A 19,743-nucleotide genomic window follows, 5' to 3' on the forward strand; every position below is an offset into this window, starting at 1 on the left:
CCGGCCCGGCCTTGGCGCACGCCGGTCTCTCTCACCGAGTCGCGAGGCCGGAGGTCAGCGCGACGGTCTCCGCCCAGAGTGCCCGCCGCACGCCCTCGCTGCGGCCGGGCTCGGGCGCCCGAAGCGGTTTGGCGTCGCGTACGGAGAAGTAGCCGCCGGTGACGTGCGCGAAGGCCGGGTCGGTCGCCAGGCGCACGATGATGGCGGCGCCCTTGTGCGGATCGCCCACGCCGAGGGCGTTCAGCGCGCGCTGGAGGAGTCCGGAACCGGGCAGGTCCCGGCCGAGGCCGGTGGCGTTGAAGCCCGGGTCGCAGCAGTTGACGGTGACCTCGGTGGCGGCCAGGCGCCGGGCGAGTTCCCGGGTCCACATGATGGTCATCAGCTTCGTCCGGCCGTACCGTGCCATCGACTCCCGGCGTGTGTAGGGATCGGTGCGGCGCAGATCCCGGGCCGGTTCGATCGTCCCGGCCTGCCGGGACGCCTCCGAGGCGACGTTGACGACGCGCGCGGGGCCGGACGCCGTCAGCGCGTCCGTCAGCATCTCGGTCAGCGCGAACGGGCCGAGGTAGTTGACCGCGGTCATGACGTCCAGGCCCTCCGCGGTGGTCCGCTGCGAGAACGCGTGCAGGCCCGCGTTGTTGACCAGCACGTCGAGCCGGGGATAGCGCGCGGCGATCTCCTCGCCGGCCCGGCGCGCCTGCGCGATCAGCCCCAGATCCGCGTGGAAGACGTCGGCCCGCACGTCGGCGGCCACCGTCCGCAGCTCGCCGAGGAGGGCTTCGGCCCTGGTCCGGGAGCGCGCGACGACCCCGATGCGGTAGCCCCGGCGCGCCAGTTCGATGGCCGTGATCCGGCCCAGCCCGGAGGTGGCGCCGGTGATCACGGCGACGGGACGGCTCATCGCCCACTCCATTCATGAGGTACCTCATTAATCATGTGTGAGACGATACCCGACACCATGAGTGAGCACGAAACGGTGCGGGACGCCGAGGGCGCCGAGCAGGTCGGGCTGCATTTCCTGTCCGTCGCGCACCGGGTACGGGAGATCGTCGACCAGCGGATGTCGGCGGCGGGCCTCTCCCTGTCCCGCACGAAGGTCCTACGGCTGCTGGCCCTGCGCGGCCCACTGCACCAGGCCGAACTCGCCGGAGCCCTCGGCCAGGCCCCGCGTTCCGTCACCCAGGCGGTGGAGGCCCTGGAACGCGCCGGTCTGGTCACCCGGACCGGCGACTCCGCCGACCGCCGCCGCAAGACGGTCTCCCTGACCGGCCAGGGCCAGGCCGCGCTCACGGCGGGCGAACAGGCCGGCGCGCGGATCCTGCGCGAACTCTTCGGCTCGCTCGGCACGCACCGCCTTGCCGACCTGGAAACGCTGCTCACCGCCGTCGACGGAGCCACCGCACACGCGGACTGAGGCGGCGGTGGCGCACGGCGTGCCCGCAGGAGTCCCCGCCCCGGCGCGCGATCGTCGGCGCGCCGCCGCCCTCGTGGATCAGCAGGGCCTGCGCCACACACCCAGCGACGGCCGCTTCCGCATCGACGACAGCCCCAGCCGCCGGGACTCGGCGCAGAAGCTGCCGAGCGGCTCGTCGTACTCCACGTGGAACACCGTCTTGCCCGCCTTGACGAACGGCGTCAGGCGCGCGCACTCGTCGTAGCGGGCACACTCCTCGTCGACCGCGAAGCCGAAGTCGGCGAGCAGCCGAGGGATCTGCGGAAGGTCGTTCTTCAGCTCCGTCGATGTCGTAGACCGGCACGTCCGCCGTCGGATCGACCTCGCCGTCCAGCTGCCACTGCCAGGCGAGACCGGGCCCGGGATGCCAGATGGCCCCGGCGGTGGCGGCGGCCGGGTGTTTCGAGGGCCGGTCCCGGTGGGTGGTGCAGCCGGCCAGGAGCGTTTCCGCCGGCAGGATCGCGAAGAGCGCGGTCCGGGCCCGGAGCAGGGGGGAGAGTCTCATCGTCCGGTCTCCGCGCCCGTCAGGGCCGGCGTCAACCGGCTCCAGGGATTGGGCGGTTCACCCGTCACCGGGCCGCAGACGGCGGCGCCGCGCCGGTGCGCGGTGCGCACGGCGAGCGGGACGAGCGCCTCGGGAACCCCGTAGACCTGGTGACACAGCCGCTCGGGCGGCTGCCGGCCGGCCCACTCCGGGCGGCTGAACGCGGAGACGTACGTCGGCCAGTGCCTCTCGAAGGTGACGGTCAGGTCGGCGAGCCGCAGGTACCCCGGCGCCGGGTGGACGCCCGGGTCGAGGCCGCTTCGACGTCGTCCGAGGGGTGGCCGGTGGTGAGCAGGTCGAGCCACTGGCCGTGCATCGTCTCGACGCGCACGGCCGACAGCAGGGGCAGTACCCGGGCCAGCCGGTCCGGGCCCAGGTCCGCCGTGTGGATCAGCTCGTCGGAGAAGGCGAACGCCATGTCCCCGATCAGGACGGCCGCCGCCCGGCCGAACTCCGCCGCGAGGCCGCCGGGGCAGGTGTGCAGCCCGGCCAGGGTCCGGTGCAGGCTGGGGCGGCCCCGGCGGGCCGGGCTGCCGTCCGTGACGTCGTCGTGGACCAGCGCGAACGCCTGGAACATCTCCAGGGCGGCCGCGACTCTCAACACCGCCTCGGGCGGCACGACTCGGCCGTCGGCGGCCGCGCACCAGTCCGCCACGCACAGCAGGGGCCGCAGCCGCTTCCCGCCGGCGCCGACGAAGTCCGCCAGCACCCGCACCGGTTCACCGGACAGCCCCGCCTTGTGGGCGTCGGCCTCCTTGGCTCGGAAGAAGCCCGCCAGGACCGACTCCTCGTCGCGCCGGAGCGCGTCCAGATCCAGCGGTACCGCGGTCGGAACAGCACCCGCGGCCTCCATGACCAGCCTCCAACAGGCCCACCCCACCAGCCGACGGCATGCCCGTCCCTGCCGAACGCCCCTGCGCCGCGGTGCGGTCAGTTCGGGGAGGTCTCGACGACGGTCAGCACCAGGACACTCCGACCGCCCTCCCCGGACAAGGCGCATGCCCGTATCGCGAGAACGCGTACCGAAGCCGACAGCGCGCACCGGCCGAACGGCACAACCCCGTCGCGCGACCGCACCACAGCCGCGCCCCTTGCGGTCGGGAAAGGCAACGTGCTTTTTTCGTAAGGGAGTTGACGGCATGATGCGGTCGTGGCTTGGGACTGGGTAGCACCGACAGCGGCTGGGGTCACCGCGGCGGCCGGAGTCTTCTTCACCTGGCTGAGCGGCGAACAGGGACGAAGACAGGTCGAACGGCTGGCTCGTCACACCGAGGAGGCGGCCGCGAGGCAACGGCTCGTGCATGAGCGGCGGGACGCGTACTTCGCCCTGCTGCGAGCCGGGGAACTCAACCTGAGGCGTCGACGGTACACGCACCGGGGAATGCACGCGGAGCTGGCCGAGCTCGAACAGACCTATACGACGGGCATGCGCGTGCAGATGGAGATGGACGCGGTCATCGCGGTCGAGATGTTCGGCAGCCCACAGGCGCGTCGGCTGCTCAGGGACTGGGGACAGGCGGTCAACCGCAACGACGAGCGGGCCCTGCGCACCGCCTACGACGCCATGAACGCCCTCGCACGCCGTGAACTGACGGCGTGAATCGGCCTTTCAGGAGTGCCGGTGGGACGCCTTGTCGGCGATACGCCAGGCGCTGTCGGTGCGGACCGGCAGGAAGACGTCGGTGAAGGTGTCCGAGCCGTGGTGGAGCGCCCTGCGCGCGGGGTCCGCCCGGCGCACCGGCCGGCGAGGTGTTCCGGCGCCATGCCCTGATCACGTTCGGCAAGCCGGCCCCGGTCGCCACCGGGCACGCCATCGCGCTGATCCCCGGGGTGGTCACCGGCGCCTTGCGGGCCGATGTCACCACGGCCGGCCTCGTGGATCCGCCGACCCGCGGCATCCGCACGCTCGCACCACGCCGTGCCGCCCACTCCCGCGCGGCGCCTCTCCACGACGAGCCGGCCGCTGTGTTCACTCGGTCCGGCCGGTCCGGTCGCCCTCCGGACCATCCTCCGTGGAACGACGGAACCCGCACCGCTGCGCCGTCCGGGCCGGGCCTGCGACCGGCCGTCGCAGGCCCGGTGGGGACGGGAAGCGGTGCGGGTGCTGTCTCAGGCCAGGGCGAACTTCTGGGCGCTGGAGCTGTTGCAGTCCCAGATCTGCAGGCGTGTGCCGTTCGCGGTGGCGCCCGACGGCGAGTCGATGCACCGGCCGGTGACCGGGTTGGACATCGAGCCGTCGGCGTTGGCGACCCAGTTCTGGTAGGCGCCGCCGTTGCAGTTGGCCAGCTGGAGCTTGGTGCCGGCCGCGCTGGCACCGCCCGCGATGTCCAGACACTTGCCCAGAGTGCGCAGGGTCTGGCCGCTCCAGGTCCACTTCTGGTCCAGCGAGGTCGCCTGCTGGCAGTCCCACAGCTGGACCGCGGTGCCGTCGCCGCCCGTGTCGTCACCCGCTACGTCCACGCACTTGCCGCCCGGTCCGTAGATCGGGGTGCCGATGGCGAACTGCTGCGCGCTGGAGCTGTTGCAGTCCCAGATCTGCAGGCGTGTGCCGTTCGCGGTGGCACCCGACGGCGAGTCGATGCACCGGCCGCTGGTCGGGTTCCGGAGCGAGCCGTCGGTCTGCCGCAGCCACGTCTGGTAGCCGCCGCTGTTGCACGTGGCGAGTTGCAGCTTCGTCCCCGCGGCGCTGTTGCCGCCGGCGATGTCCAGGCACTTGCCGAGGGTCTGGAGGGTCTGGCCGCTCCAGGTCCAGTGCTGGTCCTTGGCCGCCGACTGGCAGTCCCACAGCTGGACCGCGGTGCCGTCGCCGCCCGTGTCGTCACCCGACACGTCGACACACTTGCCGCCCGGCCCGGTGATCGTCTGGCCGGTGACCGAACCGCCGCTGGAACCGGGCGCCTTGTTGTAGACGGCCACCGAGTCGATGACCAGCTTGCCGCCGGAGACCGTGGACGCGTTCGGGCCCCCGCCGAAGGCGTCAGGGAAGCCGCCGCCGATCGCCAGGTCGTAGATGATGAAGAACGGATGGTCCACCGCGTCGGCCCAGGTCGTCGCGTCCACCTGGCTGGCGCTGACGGTGTAGAAGTTGTTCCCGTCGAGGTAGAACCTGATCTGCTCCGGCGACACCGAGCGGTCGATCTCCGCCGCGTAGTCGTGGAAGCCGGTCTGGCAGCCCGAGCAGGCGCGTTCACCCGAGCCGATGCCGGTCGACTCGTTGCACGGCCCGCCCGGGTTCACCCCGCAGTGCAGGGTGCTGAAGACGGAGCTGCGGCCGTTGATGTCCTCCATGATGTCCACCTCGCCGGACTTCGGCCAGGTCACCCCGTCGCGCAGTGGCGCGCCGAGCATCCAGAACGCGGGCCAGTAACCGGCGCCGTTGGCGGTGGTGACGTCGGGCTGCTGGAGGACGGACTCGATGCGTACGACGCCGCCCGCCGCGGCGCCGAAGGACGCCGACTGGGTCTCCACGCGCCCTGAGGTCCATCCGGCCGCCGGATCGGAACCCGAGTGCTGCGCCTGGAGCACGAGATGGCCCTGACCGTCGTAGTAGACGTTCGAGGTGCTGTTGGTCATGGTCTCGATCTCGCCGGTACCGAAGCTGCTGCCCGGCCCGGTGTCGTACTTCCACAGGCTCTGGTCGATGCCGGTGCCGGACGCCCCGGTGAAGTCGTCGCTCCAGGTGAGCGTGAAGCCCGACGGCGTCGAGGGCACCGCCGCCTGGGCGGTGAGCGTCGTGGAGAGGGTGGCCGCCACGGTCACCACGACGACGGGGATCAGAGTCAGCGCTCTCTTCCACCCGCGGCGCCGTGTCCTTGCAGAGGACAATTGCATATGTCTTACCTCCGAAGAAAAGACATGATCGTGCTGGTTCGCTGTGCCGCCCCGGACGGGTTCCATGGAAGGCGGGCGGGCGGCCGGGCTCTCGTCCTTCAACCGGCGGGTACAGCGGCAACGCACGTGACGGCTGCGGGTGTTGAGCCATGTGAAGTTCTGTGCGGGCCGACGTTATTGGACCAGACCAATACCGTCAAGACTGCGCAACCGACGACGGCTTCCGCTCGGCCCTCGGGAACTCGCCCTCGGTTCGGCCAGGAGCCCCGCGTCCACTGCGCGTTCGGGGCGCGATCGACCGCGTGCCGGTGGTTCGGCGCCGTCGGTGCGGGCAGACGCCCTGCCGTACCGGCTTCACGGGACGGAAGGGGAGCGATGTCCGTGACGCATCTGGGGCATGTCGTGGGGGCGCTGCTGGACGGCGGACCGCGCTACGGATCGGGAACGGTACGGACCGAGGTCGCCGGGCGGGCGGCCGCCGTCTGGGACGTCGACTTCCTCAAACCCGACCGCTGGCGGGCCCATGACGGCACCGAGCGGTGGGTCTGCGACGGCTCGGTGATCGTCACCTCCGGCGCCGCGGCCGGCCTTCGCGAGGAGCGGCCCGCGCGGGCCGGCTGGGTGCCGCTGCCCCTGCAGCCGTTCTTCCCGCTCGCGGCACCCGTGTGGGGGCGTCGCGGCGACGACTGGCGGCTGTGCGAGGGGCCGGCCGCGGAGGACGGGCGGCTGATCGTCGAGGTGGAGAGCATCCGGCCCGCCGGGCACCGCGGGCGGCTGGTCCTCGACACCGCCCACGGGCACCTCGCCGCGCTGTCCCTGCCCGGCGTGACGGTCACGGTGACGGCGTTCGCGTACGAGCCGCCCGATCCGGCCCGTTGGCAGACCTGAGGGGCCGTCCCGGCCGGGACGGCCCCCGCGGCGCACGCGGCCTACGCCTCCTGCCCGTTGGGGTACTTGCAGGACACGGTCTTGTAGCACCGGTAGTGCGGGCTCTCGAAGTCGTCGATCACCTTGAAGTAGCCGTACTCCGAGTCCCGGATCGAACGGTCGTGCAGGTCCCAGTAGAAGACACCGGGGCCGTCGGTCGTCAGATAGCCGTCCTGCGACCAACTCGTCTGGTAGCCCGCGTTGCCGTAGAGGTCCTCCTCGACGGTGCGGTCGGGCCAGAGGGTGATGTCCTCACGGCTGCGGACGTCGACGTCGACGGTGACCGCGCGGTTCTCCAACTGGGTCCAGCCCAGGGTGAAGTAATGGTGGCGGAACTGCAGACCGATCCGGCTGGTCATCTTGACCCAGCTGATGAACTCGACCTCCCCGTCGGTGACGATGGCATAGAACAGGTTCTCGTCCGTGTGGGCGTGGTACTGGTCGTCGATGTACCAGTCGCCGAACATCGGCCGTACGGTGCCGTCTCCCGCGTCCGTGCGTGCCACGTCGGCAGCCTCGCGCTGCGCGGCGGCCGGGCCGAGGCCCGTCACGTCGGCCGTGCGGCCGGTTCGCAGGCCGTAGACGAGTGTCCGTGCGGTGCCACGGGACGGGACGGTCGCGGTCAGGACGTCGTCGGTGCAGGCGACATGGGCGTTGCGCGCGGACCGCGGTACGACCTTCACGGCCGCGGCGGCGCAGGTCCGCGCTCCGGCCGGGAGCGGCTCGCTCGCGTCCGTCCCCGGCGCCGCGCCGGCCGACGGTACGACAGCCGCTCCGAGCGCTGCCCACAACGCCGTTACCACCGCGATACGTGATTTCCTCATGCGCATAGGAGGTTTCCCCCTTCTCCTGATGACACGGAGAGATCAGCGTCGCAGGCAGACAACGCCGGTTGATGGGGAAAACGTCCCCTCCCGGGACGGGTTCGGTGGCGGGTCGATGACCGGTCCGGTTTCAAACGGAACGAGTCACTCGGCTCGCGCGCGCCCTGATGACGCATCCCTGGAAACAAGGGCGGGATCCTGGAACACGGAAATGCGCCTCGGCCGAAGGCGGAGGGAAATTTCAGGGACGACGCGGGGCCGGGGCCGGGGCCGTTTCGTCATCCGGCCCGGCCCGAGATTCCTGCCGAGCCGGCCTCATCGGCCAAGTGGCGGATCAGGACCGGAGTTCGTCCTGCGGTTCGTCCTGGGATCCGTCCTGGGAAGGCGCCGTGGCTTCAGGAGCGCCGACGGTGGTGTAGAGCACCGACCGACCCTGCTTCACTCTTTCGACAAGGCTCCTGGCCACCAGGTTCTCCAGCGTGGTGCGCACGACCTTGGTGGCGATGGTGCGTTCGGGATGGCTCTGCTGGAGCGCTTCGGAGATCTCTCCCGCGGACCGGGGCTCGCTCTGCTCGGCCACGTACTGGCGGATGAGGCCGACCAGAGTGGGCTGATCAGCGCTCACAGGAGTCTTCTCGTCCTGAGGACGGGAGACTTCGGCCTTCTTCACCTGCTTGCGCTTGCGAGACGCGGAGGCCGCCTTCTTCCTGGGAGCGGGTACCGCGGCGGCCGCGGTGTCCGTCGGCTCGGCGGGAGACGCGGGGACACCCAGTGCCTCCCGGAGACTCACGAGCACGGCGTGGTTCCGCTGAAGAACCGCCAACTGTTCCTGAAGAGACGCCAGTTCGGCGGTGACGCGTTCCTGCTCCTGGATGTTGACCTCAAGGTCACCCGCTACCTTGCTGCTGTAGTGCGAAGTCAATTCAGTGGCCTGGGTCATGCTCTCGGGCACTCTTCTCTCCTTGGTCCGTGGCCAGGGCCAAGCCCTGTGTGACGGTCGCGTCGGAACCTGGCACGGCCGCAGAATGCCCCGGCGCAACGATGGTACGGGTGGGACGCCCGGATTCCATCGTCAGTACAACACCTTATGAGCCGAGAGGACATGAGAGCGGTACGACGAGGCCATGGGAATTCTGTTCCCGCACCTGAAGTCGGTGTCAGTTCTTGCCAGCGTAGCTCCACAATTGCGCGGAGTCGGCGGTGTTGCAGTCGGCCACCTTCGCCGAACTGGCCGGCACCACCTCCATGCACTGCGAGTAGGTGGTGCTCTCCAGCGTGCTGCCCGCGGCCTTGGCGGTGCCGATCCGCCAGTACTGCCCGGAGTTGGAGCCGCATGCGTCCATGTTGATCCAGCCGCTCGCCATGAAGGCGGTGAGGCAGCTGCCGCTGCCCTTGTTGATCACCTTGAAGGTGTCGTTCGGTCCGGGCGAGAAGGTCCACTCCGAGTAGGCGCCGTTCGTCGAGGAACAGGAGCTGCTCACGGCGTACGTGCCGGCGCTTCCGCTACTGGTGTCCTGTTCGAGACAGTTGCCGTCGGACGCGTTCTTGATGCGGTAGGTACCCGCGGAACCGACCTTGACCGTGCTTCCGCTCCCGCTCCCGGACCCACCGGAGGACGAACCACCGGAGGAGGACGAACCGCCCGAGGACGAGGACGACCCCCCGCCTTTGGACGTACTCCCCTTCGTGGTCCCTGAACCGCTGGAGCCGCCGGAGGACGAACCGGCGCTCTTGCCCGTCGACGAGCCGGCATCCGCCCCTTGGGAGCCCGAGCCCGACTTCGCGCCCTTCCCGGACGAGTGCGCCGAGGGCGACCCGGACGTGGAGCGGCTCGACCGCGTGGGCGACGCCGACCCGTCGGCGGACGGCGAGGCGGACAGGACGACCGAGGGTGTGGCGGACGGCTTCCCGTCGGCGTGCGAGGACGCGTACGGCAGGAGGAGAACGCTGGTGACCCCGCCCGCCGCCAGGACGATCGGCACGACGACCAGGAGCCGGACGGAGCGGCGGGTGCGCTTGCCCTTCGGCCGCAGGCTGTCCGTGGACTCGTCCACGGCCGCAGCTGCCGCGGCGGGAGACGGACCCACGGCCCCGCCGTCCGCGCCGTCCGCGCCTTCGCCCGGTGCGGCAGGCGGGGAAGGCGGGGAGGACCTCAAGGCCATGGTGGCGGCGGTGAGTTCGTCGAGGGCGGGAACGGCCGCGGCGAACGCCGCGCGTCGCTCCAGCCGTTCGGCGATCGCGGGCGGCCACACCTCGCCACCGGGTTCAGGGCCTTCCGCGGAGCGTTCCAGCAGGTCCGCCGCGGTGGGCCTGTTCGCGGGGGACTTGTCGAGACAGGCGGCGACGACGGGGGCCAAGGCCGGGTCGAGCCCGGTCAGGACGGTGAAGTCGGGTTCGCTGTGCACGATGCGGTAGAGGACGTCCAGGCCGGAGCCCGGGCCGAAGGGGGACGCGCCGGCCGCCGCGAAGTAGAGCAGGCTGCCGAGCGCGAACACGTCCGCCGCGGCGGTCAGTTCCTTCCTGCCCTTGGCCTGTTCGGGTGCCATGTACTCGGGTGTGCCCACGACCATGCCGGTCCGGGTGAGCCGGCTCTGGTCGGCGGCCCGCGCGATGCCGAAGTCGATGAGCGCGAGCCCGTCGAGCGTGATCATCACGTTGGAGGGCTTGATGTCCCGGTGGAGCATGTCCAGGGCGTGCAACGCCTTGAGCCGGGCGGCGAGTTCGCGCAGCAGGAACCACGAAGCCTCGCTGGGCAACGGTCCGTCGTGCAGGCGGACCACCTCGGCCAGGGTGAGCCCGGGGATGTACTCGGTGGCGAACCACGGCGGTTTCTCGGTGCGGCCGGTTTCCAGCAGCGGGACGCTCAGACCTGCCGGAAGCCGGGCCAGGTTGTCGAGTTCGTGGTTGAAGTGGCGCAGGAAGTGCGGGTCCTGGGCGATCGCCGGAAGGACCCGCTTGACCGCGGCGTAGCGGCCCTCCGCGACGCCGAGGTAGACCCGGCCCATCCCGCCTTCGCCGAGCAGCCCGACGAGCGGGTACGGTCCGATCCGCCGGGGATCCTCCGGGACCAGAGGTGTTGCCCCACTTCCGTCGAGGTCGATGTGGTGAACCCCGTCCTGCCCCCTGTGCGCAACCATGCGGGCACGTTATCCAACACGTGCTGGGGCCATCCATCTCCGGCTCGCCGCCTCACCGGACTTGCCACGACATTCACACAGTCCCTGGGGTGCGGGAGGCGCCGCGGCCCTGTCTTGGACGTCGTCTCCATCTTCACCCCGCACGACAGCCCCTCGCGCGACCGCGACCGGGAGAAGTGGAACCTCCCGGTGCTTCAGCCGGAGTCGGCTGCGTTTCCCCTGCTGGGCCGGCGCCTAGGACTCGGGCTTCCCCGTGGGTTCGGCTCCGCCGCCGGTGACGATTCGGCGGATGGTCTCCAGCGGCAGCTTCGGTGAACCGTCCGTGGAGAGAAGGCCGTTGGTCTCCTGGGCGGTGTCCATGAACTGCGTGTAGCAGAAGCCCGCGACGATCGGGCTGGTGTGCAGCACCGAGAAGATGTCGTCGAGCAGGGCGGCGTACTGCGTGTCGGAGCTGGTCCGTGTGTAGGAGAACTCGTCCTCCTCGGCGCCCACGGACAGTCCGCCGAACTCGCTCACCATCAGGGGGACTTCGCCGGCGAGGTAGCGCGCCGTCTGCCGTGGGTCGAGCGAGAGGGCCCGTCCCGCCGGGCCCGGTGAGGCCAGCAGGGTCTCGAACCCGGCGGCGTCGCCGTAGCGGCGGGTGAGCAGTGCGGGGTCGGAGGAGTAGTCGTGCACGCCCATGATGTCGCTGTCGGTGTGCTCCCAGCCCTCGTTGGACATGACCGGGCGGGTCGGGTCGAGGGCGCGGGTGAGGTTCGCGAGCGCGACGGTGTACGCCCGCTGCGCCGGGTCGTTCGCGATGTCGGAGCAGCCCCAGCTCTCGTTGACCGGCACCCAGGTGACGACCGAGGGGTGGCTGCGGTCCCGCCGCACCAGGTCCAGCCACTCGCGGGTGAGCAGTTCCACGGCCTCGGTGCCGTACTCGTACGCGGCCCCGGTCTCGCCCCACACCAGCAGGCCGAGCCGGTCGGCCCAGTACAGGAAGCGGGGATCCTCGGCCTTCTGGTGGATACGGACCGCGTTGAAGCCCATCGCCTTGATCAGCTCGACCTCGCGGCGCAGTGCGCCGGTGCCGGAGTTCGCGATCAGGGTGTCGGGCCGGTAGCCCTGGTTGAGGACCGAACGCACGTAGTAGGGGCGGTCGTTGAGGAGGAACGCGCCCCGGCCGACACCGGCGCTGCGCAGCCCGACGTAACTGTCGACGGTGTCGAGCACCTCGGCGGTGGCGGTGTCGCGGACCGTCACCCGCGCGTCGATCAGCGTGGGCCGCTCGGGGCTCCACAGCAGATCCTCGCGGTCGATGCCGTTGCGCAGGGCGGGGACGACCAGGTCGATACGGCTGCGCGGGGTGCGTACCGCCGTGGTGGTCTCGGCGAGCACCTCGCCGTCGTGGCTCAGCACGATCTCCACGCTCACCGCGGCGGCCGGCGCCGAGGCCAGGGTGATCTCCGCTTCGACACCGCGCGCCGGGTCGGGGATCCAGGCGAGGTCGGTGAGGTGCAGAGCGCCGACGGTCTCGGTCCACACGGTCTGCCAGATGCCGGTGGTCCGCTCGTACCAGACCGCGTGCGGCCGGTCCTGCCAGTCCTGCTTGCCGCGCGGCTGCGCCAGGTCGGCCGGGTCGTCCTCGGCGCGTACGACGAGCACGTGCTCGTCGGCGCCGGGGCGCAGCGCGTCGGTCACGTCGGCGGTGAACGGCGTCTGGCCGCCCACGTGTTCGGCCACGAGCCGGCCGTCCAGCCAGACCCTGGCCCGGTGGTCGACGGCGCCGAAGTGCACCAGCGCCCGGTCGCCGCCGCTGACGGCGAGGACCTCGTGGGGTATGCGGCGGCGGTACCAGACGACCGCGTGCGCGGCGGTCTCACCGATACCGGAGGCGGGCGCCTCGGGCGGGAAGGGGACGGTGATCTCCCGGTCGAACGCGTCCGCCGAGCCCGACGGGCCCGTGGCGTGCGTCGAGTCCGTCCGGTCCGTCGCGCCCGTCGTCCCGACGGCGAACCACGCGTCGCGCTCGCCCTCGCGGTCGTCGTCGTACCCGAACTCCCAGACGCCGTCGAGGCTGTGCCACCGTTCCCGCCGCAGGATCGGCCTCGGATACGTCCCGTCCTGCTCGCTCGCCTTCACGAACCCTCCTCCTGCCCTTTCCGGAATTCCCGGCATGGGCGTTTCCACGATCGAAGCCCTGCCATCATGGGTGATCGTTTGCATCGATGCAATACCCGGGTGGGATGCGACGATGATCCGGGTCTCCGCGGTGCGGCAGACTCCGAGAGCCCGGCGGGCGCCCGATCGGGGCCGTCCGGCAGGCTCCGGGTGCCGACGCGACGGGAAGGGGCCCACTGTGGCCAAGGTGCGGATGCGGGACGTGGCCGAGCACGCCGGGGTGTCCGTGCGGACGGTGTCGAACGTGGTCAACGGCTACTCGCACGTCAGCCCCGACACCCGCGCCAAGGTGCAGGCTTCGCTCGACGAGCTGGGCTACCGCATGGACTACCTGGCGCGCGGCCTGCGTTCGGGCCGCACCGGCTTCATCGCCCTCGCGGTGCCGTTCCTCGCCGAGCCCTACTTCGCCGAACTGGCCCAGGCCGTGATCCGGGCCGCGGGCCGGCGCGGCATCACCGTGCTCGTCGAGTCGACCGCGGGCGACAGCGAGGTGGAGCGGCGGATCGTCGAGGGCGGTCTGACCAACGTCGCCGACGGCGTGCTGCTGAGCGCCCTGACCCTGCCCGCCAGCGACTTCGCCGCCAAGAGGCCGGACTTTCCGCTGGTCATGCTGGGTGAGCACAGCGTCGGCGACCAGTTCCCGCGGGTCGGCATCGACAACGTGGCGGCCGCGCGCACCGCCGTCGAGCACCTGCTGGAGCAGGGCTGCCGCTGGATCGTGGCGCTCGGCCGCAACGGCAGCGAGAACGGCCGCCAGCGCACCGAGGGGTACGAGCAGGCCATGTCGGCGGCCCGGGTGCGGCGGGTGAACTGGCTGGTCGTACCGGTCGAGAAGTGGACCAGGGAGCAGGGGTACGCGGCCGTGCGGGAGCTGCTGGAGGGTGACGGCCCGCTGCCCGACGCCATCTTCGCCTTCAACGACGCGCTCGCCGTCGGTGCGCTGCGGGCCCTGGACGCCTCCGGGGTGCGGGTGCCCGAGGACGTCGCGGTGGTCGGCATCGACGCCGTCCAGGAGTCCGCGTACACCCACCCGCCGCTCACCTCCATCGCCCCGGACCTCGACGCCATCGCCGAGCGTTCACTGGTTCTGCTGGAGGAGCAGATGGCCGCGCCAGGCGGCTCCGGGGAAGCCGGGTCCGACGGGTCCGCGCAGGTGGGAGCGGTTGTGACGGCTCCCCACGAGGCCACGCCGTACCGGCTGGTGATCCGGGAGTCCTCGCGTCGCGAGCCCCGGCCGGAGTGAACCGGGGCCGACGTGCGGGGGACGTCGGCGGGGACGCGGGGCGGGTGAGGCCTCTTCCCGGTGATCTATTGCATCGATGCAAAACGTGTGTCAGGGTCTGCGCCATCGAGTTCACATCGAATTAACGAGGTGAATACCCCTATGAGCGCAGCGATGGCGCGCCGGCGGTTTCTCGCCCTCGGCGGTGGCCTTGCCCTGACCGGAGGGCTCGCGGCGTGCTCCTCCCCGCTCGCGTCCGGCCTGACGGGCTCCCAGCCGGACACGGCGGACGTCATCTTCTGGAACCTGTTCACCGGCGGTGACGGCGCCAACATGGTGCTGATGGAGAAGGCCTTCCAGAAGGCCAACCCGGGAACGACGGTCGACGCGACCATCCTGGGCTGGGGCAATCCGTACTACACGAAGCTGGCACTGGCCATCGCGAGCGGCACGCCACCGGACGTGGGCATCACCCACCTCTCGCGCCTCCCGCTCCTGGCCGCCTCCGGCCTGCTGGAGCCGGTCGAGCGGACCCCGCTCGGCGAACTCGGCGTCACCGAGGACAAGTTCACCCCGGCGGCCTGGAAGAAGGCCACCGTGGACGGGACCGTGTACGCGGTCCCGCTGGACACGCACCCCTTCGTCCTCTACTACAACGTGGACATCGCCGGAAAGGCCGGCCTGCTGAACTCCGCGGGCGACGACCTCGTGCCCCTCAAGGGCAAGGCGGACTTCGTCGACGCCGTCAAGGCGATGAAGGACGCGGGCGGCGCCCGGTACGGCGCCGTCATGTCGATCACCGCCGACCCGTCCACGGCCTGGCGCTTCTTCAGCATGATCTACTCCGGCCTGGCCGGCCCGATCGTCACCGACTCCGGGACGAGGATCGCCATCGACGACGAGGCGATCCGGGAGACGGTCGCCTTCATGCAGAGCCTGACCGGACCGGACCTGATGCCGAAGAACCTCACCGGCGCCGGCGCCAACGCCCTCTTCAGCACCGGCAAGGCCGGCTTCCTCTTCGACGGCGAGTGGCAGATCCCGTCGTACCGGCAGGTCAAGAACCTGAAGTTCGACGTCGTGCCGTTCCCGGCGCTGCTCGGACCGAAAGCGGTGGCGTACGCCGACTCGCACGCGCTGATCCTGCCGCGCAACGACCGCGGCGACGAGACCCGCACCCGCAACGCGGCGAAGTTCGTCAGGAGCCTGCTCGACAGCAGCGCGGTGTGGGCCGAGGGCGGGCACATCCCCGCCTGGCTCCCGACCCAGCAGAGCAAGCAGTTCCTCGACCTGTCACCGCAACGCAACTACGTCCAGGCCGCGTTCGACGCCCAGTACGACCCGGTGGCCTGGTACACCGGCGCCGGCTCGGACTTCCAGGGCGTGATCGGAGGAACGGTCATCGAGGCGCTCACCGGGCGGGTCACGCCCAAGGGCATGGCGGCCGCGATGCGCTCCGCCCTGAAGCGGTACACCACGTCCCGACCGCCGGTCACGATGAAGTAGGAGGCAGTCACCATGACGACCGTCGCCCCGACGCGACCGGCACCCGCCGCATCCCCGGCCGCACGCGCCGCCGACCGGCCCACCCCTTCCGAGCGCCGGGCGGGCATCCTGCTCACCGCCCCCTTCCTCGTCGTCTACCTGCTGTTCCTGATCGGACCGTTCCTCGTCGGCGCGGTGGTGAGCTTCTTCAACACCACCACCGTCAAGAGCGGCCTCGGAGACTTCGGCGGCCTCTCCAACTACCGCGAGGTGCTCACCGACTCCCTCTTCTGGGAGAGCATGTGGCACTCGGTGTTCTTCACGCTGCTGACCACGCCCCCGCTGGTGGTCCTCGCGCTCGGGGCCGCCGTCCTGGCCTCGCGCGTACGCCGCGGCCGGCTCTTCTACCGCATCGCCTTCTTCGTGCCGTACGTCGTGCCGTCCTCCGTGGTCACCCTGGTCTTCCTGTGGATGTACACCCCGCAGATCGGCCTCGTCCCGAAGGTCTTCGGCGCCGTCGGGCTGCCGGTGCCGGACTTCCTCGGCAGCACCTCGGGCGGCTGGACCGCCGTGGTGCTGATGACCGTGTGGTGGACGTTCGGCTTCAACTTCGTGCTCTACACCGCCGCGATCCAGGACGTCCCCGCGGACGTCTACGAGGCGGCGGCGATCGACGGCGCGAGCCCCTGGCAGCAGATCCGCCACATCACCGTGCCGCTGCTCGGGCGGACCACCAGCCTGGTGCTGATCCTCCAGATCCTCGCCTCGCTCAAGGTGTTCGACCAGATCTACCAGCTGCTCGGCGGCGGACCCGACCAGTCCACCCGACCGGTCGTCGAGTACATCTACGACACCGGCTTCACCGCCTACCGAGGTGGCTACGGCGCTGCCGCCACCATGGTCTATTTCGTCATCATCGTCTCGATCTCGGCGGCCTGGTACGGGCTGCGGCGCCGTCGCGCGACCGGCAGCGCGGCCTGAGCGGAGGACCCATGACCACCATCACCCGGCCGCGGCCCGCCGAAGCGAAGGGCGCGGTCAACGGCGCCACGCTCTTCAACCGGCTCTGCGCCGTCTGCCTGACCCTGTTCGCCCTGATCTGGCTGGTGCCCTTCGTCTGGGCACTGATCACCTCGCTCCGCGACGACGCGGCCATCACCCAGAGCCCCACGTCGGTCTTCGCCGGCGGCTGGTCGCTGGACGCCTACGCGACCACCTGGGACAACCATCCGATCGGCTACTGGTACCTCAACAGCCTGGTGATCTCGGTGCTGGCCGTGGTCTTCACCGTGGCCTTCTGCTCCATGGCCGCGTTCGCGCTGGCCTTCCTGCGGTTTCGCGGGCGGGCCCTGGTCATGGCCGTCGCCACGGCCGGCCTGATGCTGCCCACCGAGGCGCTGGTGCTGCCCCAGTTCATCGAGTACCGGTCGTTCCACCTGCTCGGCACGTTCTGGGCGCTGGTCCTGCCCTCGGTCGCGGCACCGATCTCGGTGTTCGTCTTCCACTCGTTCTTCCGGGGCATCCCCACGGCGCTGATCGAGGCCGCCCGCATCGACGGCGCGAGCTGGTGGCGCGTCTACGCCACCGTCTGCATGCCGATCTGCCGTCCGGCGGTGTCCACCGTCGCGATCCTCACCTTCATCGGCTCCTGGAACGCGTTCCTGTGGCCGCTGCTGGTCCTCAGCCAGACCAAGTCCCAGACCATCCCCGTCGGCCTCGCCTCACTGGTCGACGCCACCAGCCCCCAGTACGCCGAGATCATGGCCTCCTCGGTCCTCGGCTTCATCCCCCTCGTCGCGGTCTTCCTGGTCTTCCAACGGCAGATAGTCCAGGGAATCGCCACCACGGGCATCAAGTGACCCACCCCCACCACCACCACGGCAGTCGAGGTACGAGCCACACGCGGGGCCGACCGCGCGGCCGGGCAGCGATCCAGCTGCGGAAGCCGGCCGCCGAGCCGAGCCGATCCGGTGCCCGCCGTCACCGGCCCGGACCGATTCCTGATCGGCCCCGGGGGAGGGGCCGGCATCCATGGCCACCACCGGGCGCCGCTGCACGCCGGCACCCGGGGACGGGCGGGATCCCCGGCGCCGGCCGACCACGCGAGGCGCTGGGCCAGGACCATCACGAAGATCACCGGCAAGCCGTCGACTCCCTCGACCTCGACGGGTACGAACCGGTACCCGAAGTGCGGGGACCGACCGACTCCCGGTGGCGCGGCAAGGACCCACTCATCGCCCTCTGCCGCGGCGAAGCCGTCGGCCCAGACGCGCCGCACTGCCCCGAGGCTCACGTCTCCGTCGGCCTCGACGCGCGCCGCCTGCAAGGCCGTTGACCCGCCGACTCCGCCGACTCCGCCGACTCCGAAGGCTCCGAGCGGTCTTCAGCGAGCCGCGCACCGTACCGACCGATACCGGCCCGGTGCGGGTGCGCCTTCCTGCTAGCGTCCTGCGGTGATCACTCTGGGGGAACCCGCCTTCTTCACCCGCCTGCGCGACGCGCGACGGGTGCTCATCGCCGGTGCGGGCGGCGGCTTCGACGTGTACGCCGGGCTGCCGCTCGCACTCGCCCTGCGGTCGGCGGGCAAGGAGGTGCACCTCGCCAACCTGTCCTTCGCCGACCTCTACGGCCTGGACCTCGACGTGTGGGTGGACCAGGACGTCGCGGCCGTCGGGCCCGACACCCCCCTGCGCGGCGACTACTTCCCCGAGCGGACGCTCGCCCGGTGGCTCGCGACGCAGGAACTCCCCTCGACCGTGTACGCGTTCCCGAGCATCGGGGTCGGTCCCCTGCGGGCGGCCTACCGCGCGCTCATCACACATCTCGGCGGCGTCGACGCGATCGTGCTGGTGGACGGCGGGACCGACATCCTGATGCGCGGCGACGAGCACGGTCTCGGCACCCCGGAGGAGGACATGGCGAGCCTGGCCGCCGTGCACGGACTCGACGAGGTCCCGCACCGGCTGGTGGCCTGCATCGGCTTCGGGGTGGACGCCTACCACGGCGTGAACCACTCCCTCGTGCTGGAGAACCTGGCCGCCCTGGACCGTGACGGCGCCTACCTCGGCGCGTTCTCGCTGCTCGGCGCAGGACGGGAGGGCGCGCTCTATCTCGACGCGGTGGCGCACGCCCAGCGCCACACCGCGAGCCACCCGAGCATCGTGAACGGATCCGTCGCCGCCGCCGTGCGCGGTGACTTCGGCGACGTCCGGTTCACGGAACGGACCAAGGGCGGCGAGCTGTTCATCAACCCGCTGATGGCCCTGTACTTCTGTGTCGACCTGCCCGGACTGGCCCGCCGCAATCTCTACCTCGGCCTGCTGGAACGGACTTCGCTGATGCGGCAGGTGAGTTCCGTGATCGAGGAGTTCCGCACCACGCTGCCCCGGCAGCGCCCACCGCGCGCGTTCCCGCACTGAGCCTCCCACCGCTGCTGGCACCGGCACCGGCGACCCGGAATCCGCACATCCGCCCTCATCGGCGCTCCAGCAGAGCAGCTGCGGGTCGTCGCTGTGACGCTCGATCGCGTCGCGGACCAGGGCCCGCACGGCGGCCTCCCGGCTGCCGGGGGACAGGTCGAGGTGTTCGCCTGCGCCCAGGTGCCGCGGTCGATGTGCCGCACCAGCAACTCCGCGAGGACGGCGTCGTCGTTGGGGAAGTGAGGATGCGTTCACGGGGCAGCTCGGCACGCACCTGCCGGGGCTTGCGACGTGGGGTGAGCCGATGGTCGGCCGGGGGCATCCGGTGATCCTTCCGGGACAGCCGAAGCGAGTAGGCAAAGAGCTGAGCTTTGCTCAGAACACTGTCATGAGCTGCGTGAACAGCGGGAGTTGCCGCGCGCGGAGCATGTCGTGATCCCCGGGTGCGACGGGCTGCCGGCACCCGCGCCGGTCCGCCGCTCCCCGACGACCCGACCGAGAGGAAGAACCGTGCGGCACCTACCCCGGCCGGACACCCTGCACCGGCTGCCCGCTCTCGAAGGTCACACTCGACATCACGAACCCAGGGGCCGCAGGAAACCGCCTGTCGTCGGTAGAAGCCACGCGACCATGCTGGCGCCAAGGCGATGAGGACCTGGCTCAAGCTCGCCGGTAACATCAAGGACATGATCCACTGCATGAACGCCCTGGGTGACGCGTGATGGGCGCGGGAAAGGA

General features: G+C 70.9%; 16 protein-coding genes and 2 pseudogenes. 8 read left to right on the forward strand and 10 right to left on the reverse strand.

The features are described 5' to 3' along the window. Nucleotides 1-31: 31 nt before the first annotated feature. Entirely contained in the window at nt 32-901 is an 870-nt protein-coding gene (locus tag ACZ619_RS34580; protein WP_469607557.1) for an SDR family NAD(P)-dependent oxidoreductase, read from the reverse strand. Nucleotides 902-958: 57 nt separating this feature from the next. Between ACZ619_RS34580 and ACZ619_RS34585 the strand changes: the two genes are divergently transcribed. Next, nucleotides 959-1,414 (forward strand): MarR family winged helix-turn-helix transcriptional regulator, encoded by a 456-nt coding sequence (locus tag ACZ619_RS34585; RefSeq protein ID WP_469607560.1) that lies wholly within the window; start codon nt 959-961, stop codon nt 1,412-1,414. 78 nt (nt 1,415-1,492) lie between these two features. On the opposite strand, the pseudogene ACZ619_RS34590 reads toward ACZ619_RS34585, so the two are convergent. From ACZ619_RS34590 to ACZ619_RS34600, 3 genes and pseudogenes are all read right to left on the reverse strand, one after another. Continuing rightward, nucleotides 1,493-1,958: pseudogene (locus ACZ619_RS34590) on the reverse strand (endo alpha-1,4 polygalactosaminidase). Then, nucleotides 1,955-2,251: pseudogene (locus ACZ619_RS34595) on the reverse strand (spherulation-specific family 4 protein); the annotation flags it as partial. The pseudogenes ACZ619_RS34595 and ACZ619_RS34590, both read right to left, overlap by 4 nt. Continuing rightward, entirely contained in the window at nt 2,200-3,138 is a 939-nt protein-coding gene (locus ACZ619_RS34600; RefSeq protein ID WP_469607563.1) for a polyprenyl synthetase family protein, read from the reverse strand. The gene ACZ619_RS34600 and the pseudogene ACZ619_RS34595, both read right to left, overlap by 52 nt. A 9-nt stretch (nt 3,139-3,147) precedes the next feature. On the opposite strand from ACZ619_RS34600, the gene ACZ619_RS34605 reads away from it, so the two are divergent. Beyond that, complete coding sequence (locus ACZ619_RS34605; protein ID WP_469607565.1) at nt 3,148-3,597, forward strand: hypothetical protein; 450 nt, start codon at nt 3,148-3,150, stop codon at nt 3,595-3,597. A gap of 9 nt (nt 3,598-3,606) precedes the next feature. Here the strand turns inward: ACZ619_RS34605 and ACZ619_RS34610 are convergent, their stop codons facing one another. Together ACZ619_RS34610 and ACZ619_RS34615 are read right to left on the reverse strand one after the other, a co-directional pair. Continuing rightward, nucleotides 3,607-3,735 (reverse strand): hypothetical protein, encoded by a 129-nt coding sequence (locus ACZ619_RS34610; protein ID WP_469607567.1) that lies wholly within the window; start codon nt 3,733-3,735, stop codon nt 3,607-3,609. Nucleotides 3,736-4,106: 371 nt separating this feature from the next. Beyond that, on the reverse strand, nt 4,107-5,759 hold the full coding sequence (locus ACZ619_RS34615; protein ID WP_469607569.1) for a ricin-type beta-trefoil lectin domain protein: 1,653 nt from the start codon (nt 5,757-5,759) through the stop codon (nt 4,107-4,109). 444 nt (nt 5,760-6,203) lie between these two features. Between ACZ619_RS34615 and ACZ619_RS34620 the strand changes: the two genes are divergently transcribed. Then, nucleotides 6,204-6,716 carry a hypothetical protein gene (locus ACZ619_RS34620; protein WP_469607571.1) on the forward strand — a complete coding sequence of 171 codons (513 nt, stop codon included), beginning with the start codon at nt 6,204-6,206 and terminating at the stop codon, nt 6,714-6,716. 41 nt (nt 6,717-6,757) lie between these two features. Here the strand turns inward: ACZ619_RS34620 and ACZ619_RS34625 are convergent, their stop codons facing one another. The 4 genes from ACZ619_RS34625 to ACZ619_RS34640 form a co-directional block, all read right to left on the reverse strand. Next, nucleotides 6,758-7,579 (reverse strand): hypothetical protein, encoded by an 822-nt coding sequence (locus ACZ619_RS34625; RefSeq protein WP_469607574.1) that lies wholly within the window; start codon nt 7,577-7,579, stop codon nt 6,758-6,760. Nucleotides 7,580-7,913: 334 nt separating this feature from the next. Beyond that, nucleotides 7,914-8,531: a BlaI/MecI/CopY family transcriptional regulator gene (locus ACZ619_RS34630; RefSeq protein WP_469607575.1), complete on the reverse strand. Its 618-nt coding sequence runs from the start codon at nt 8,529-8,531 to the stop codon at nt 7,914-7,916. A gap of 205 nt (nt 8,532-8,736) precedes the next feature. Beyond that, complete coding sequence (locus tag ACZ619_RS34635; protein ID WP_469607578.1) at nt 8,737-10,716, reverse strand: protein kinase domain-containing protein; 1,980 nt, start codon at nt 10,714-10,716, stop codon at nt 8,737-8,739. A 234-nt stretch (nt 10,717-10,950) separates the two neighbouring features. After that, entirely contained in the window at nt 10,951-12,840 is a 1,890-nt protein-coding gene (locus ACZ619_RS34640; RefSeq protein WP_469607581.1) for a glycoside hydrolase family 2 protein, read from the reverse strand. Nucleotides 12,841-13,057: 217 nt separating this feature from the next. On the opposite strand from ACZ619_RS34640, the gene ACZ619_RS34645 reads away from it, so the two are divergent. The 5 genes from ACZ619_RS34645 (at nt 13,058) to ACZ619_RS34665 (ending at nt 19,005) form a co-directional block, all read left to right on the forward strand. Beyond that, nucleotides 13,058-14,122 (forward strand): LacI family DNA-binding transcriptional regulator, encoded by a 1,065-nt coding sequence (locus ACZ619_RS34645; RefSeq protein WP_469607583.1) that lies wholly within the window; start codon nt 13,058-13,060, stop codon nt 14,120-14,122. A gap of 141 nt (nt 14,123-14,263) precedes the next feature. After that, on the forward strand, nt 14,264-15,607 hold the full coding sequence (locus ACZ619_RS34650) for an extracellular solute-binding protein (RefSeq protein WP_469607586.1): 1,344 nt from the start codon (nt 14,264-14,266) through the stop codon (nt 15,605-15,607). A gap of 12 nt (nt 15,608-15,619) precedes the next feature. Continuing rightward, nucleotides 15,620-16,567 carry a carbohydrate ABC transporter permease gene (locus ACZ619_RS34655; protein ID WP_469607589.1) on the forward strand — a complete coding sequence of 316 codons (948 nt, stop codon included), beginning with the start codon at nt 15,620-15,622 and terminating at the stop codon, nt 16,565-16,567. An 11-nt stretch (nt 16,568-16,578) separates the two neighbouring features. Beyond that, nucleotides 16,579-17,445, forward strand: coding sequence for a carbohydrate ABC transporter permease (locus ACZ619_RS34660; RefSeq protein WP_469607591.1), 867 nt, complete (start codon nt 16,579-16,581; stop codon nt 17,443-17,445). 594 nt (nt 17,446-18,039) lie between these two features. Next, on the forward strand, nt 18,040-19,005 hold the full coding sequence (locus ACZ619_RS34665) for a DUF1152 domain-containing protein (protein WP_469607593.1): 966 nt from the start codon (nt 18,040-18,042) through the stop codon (nt 19,003-19,005). Nucleotides 19,006-19,743: the final 738 nt, after the last annotated feature.

This window comes from Streptomyces sp. NPDC104367 (assembly GCF_055583825.1).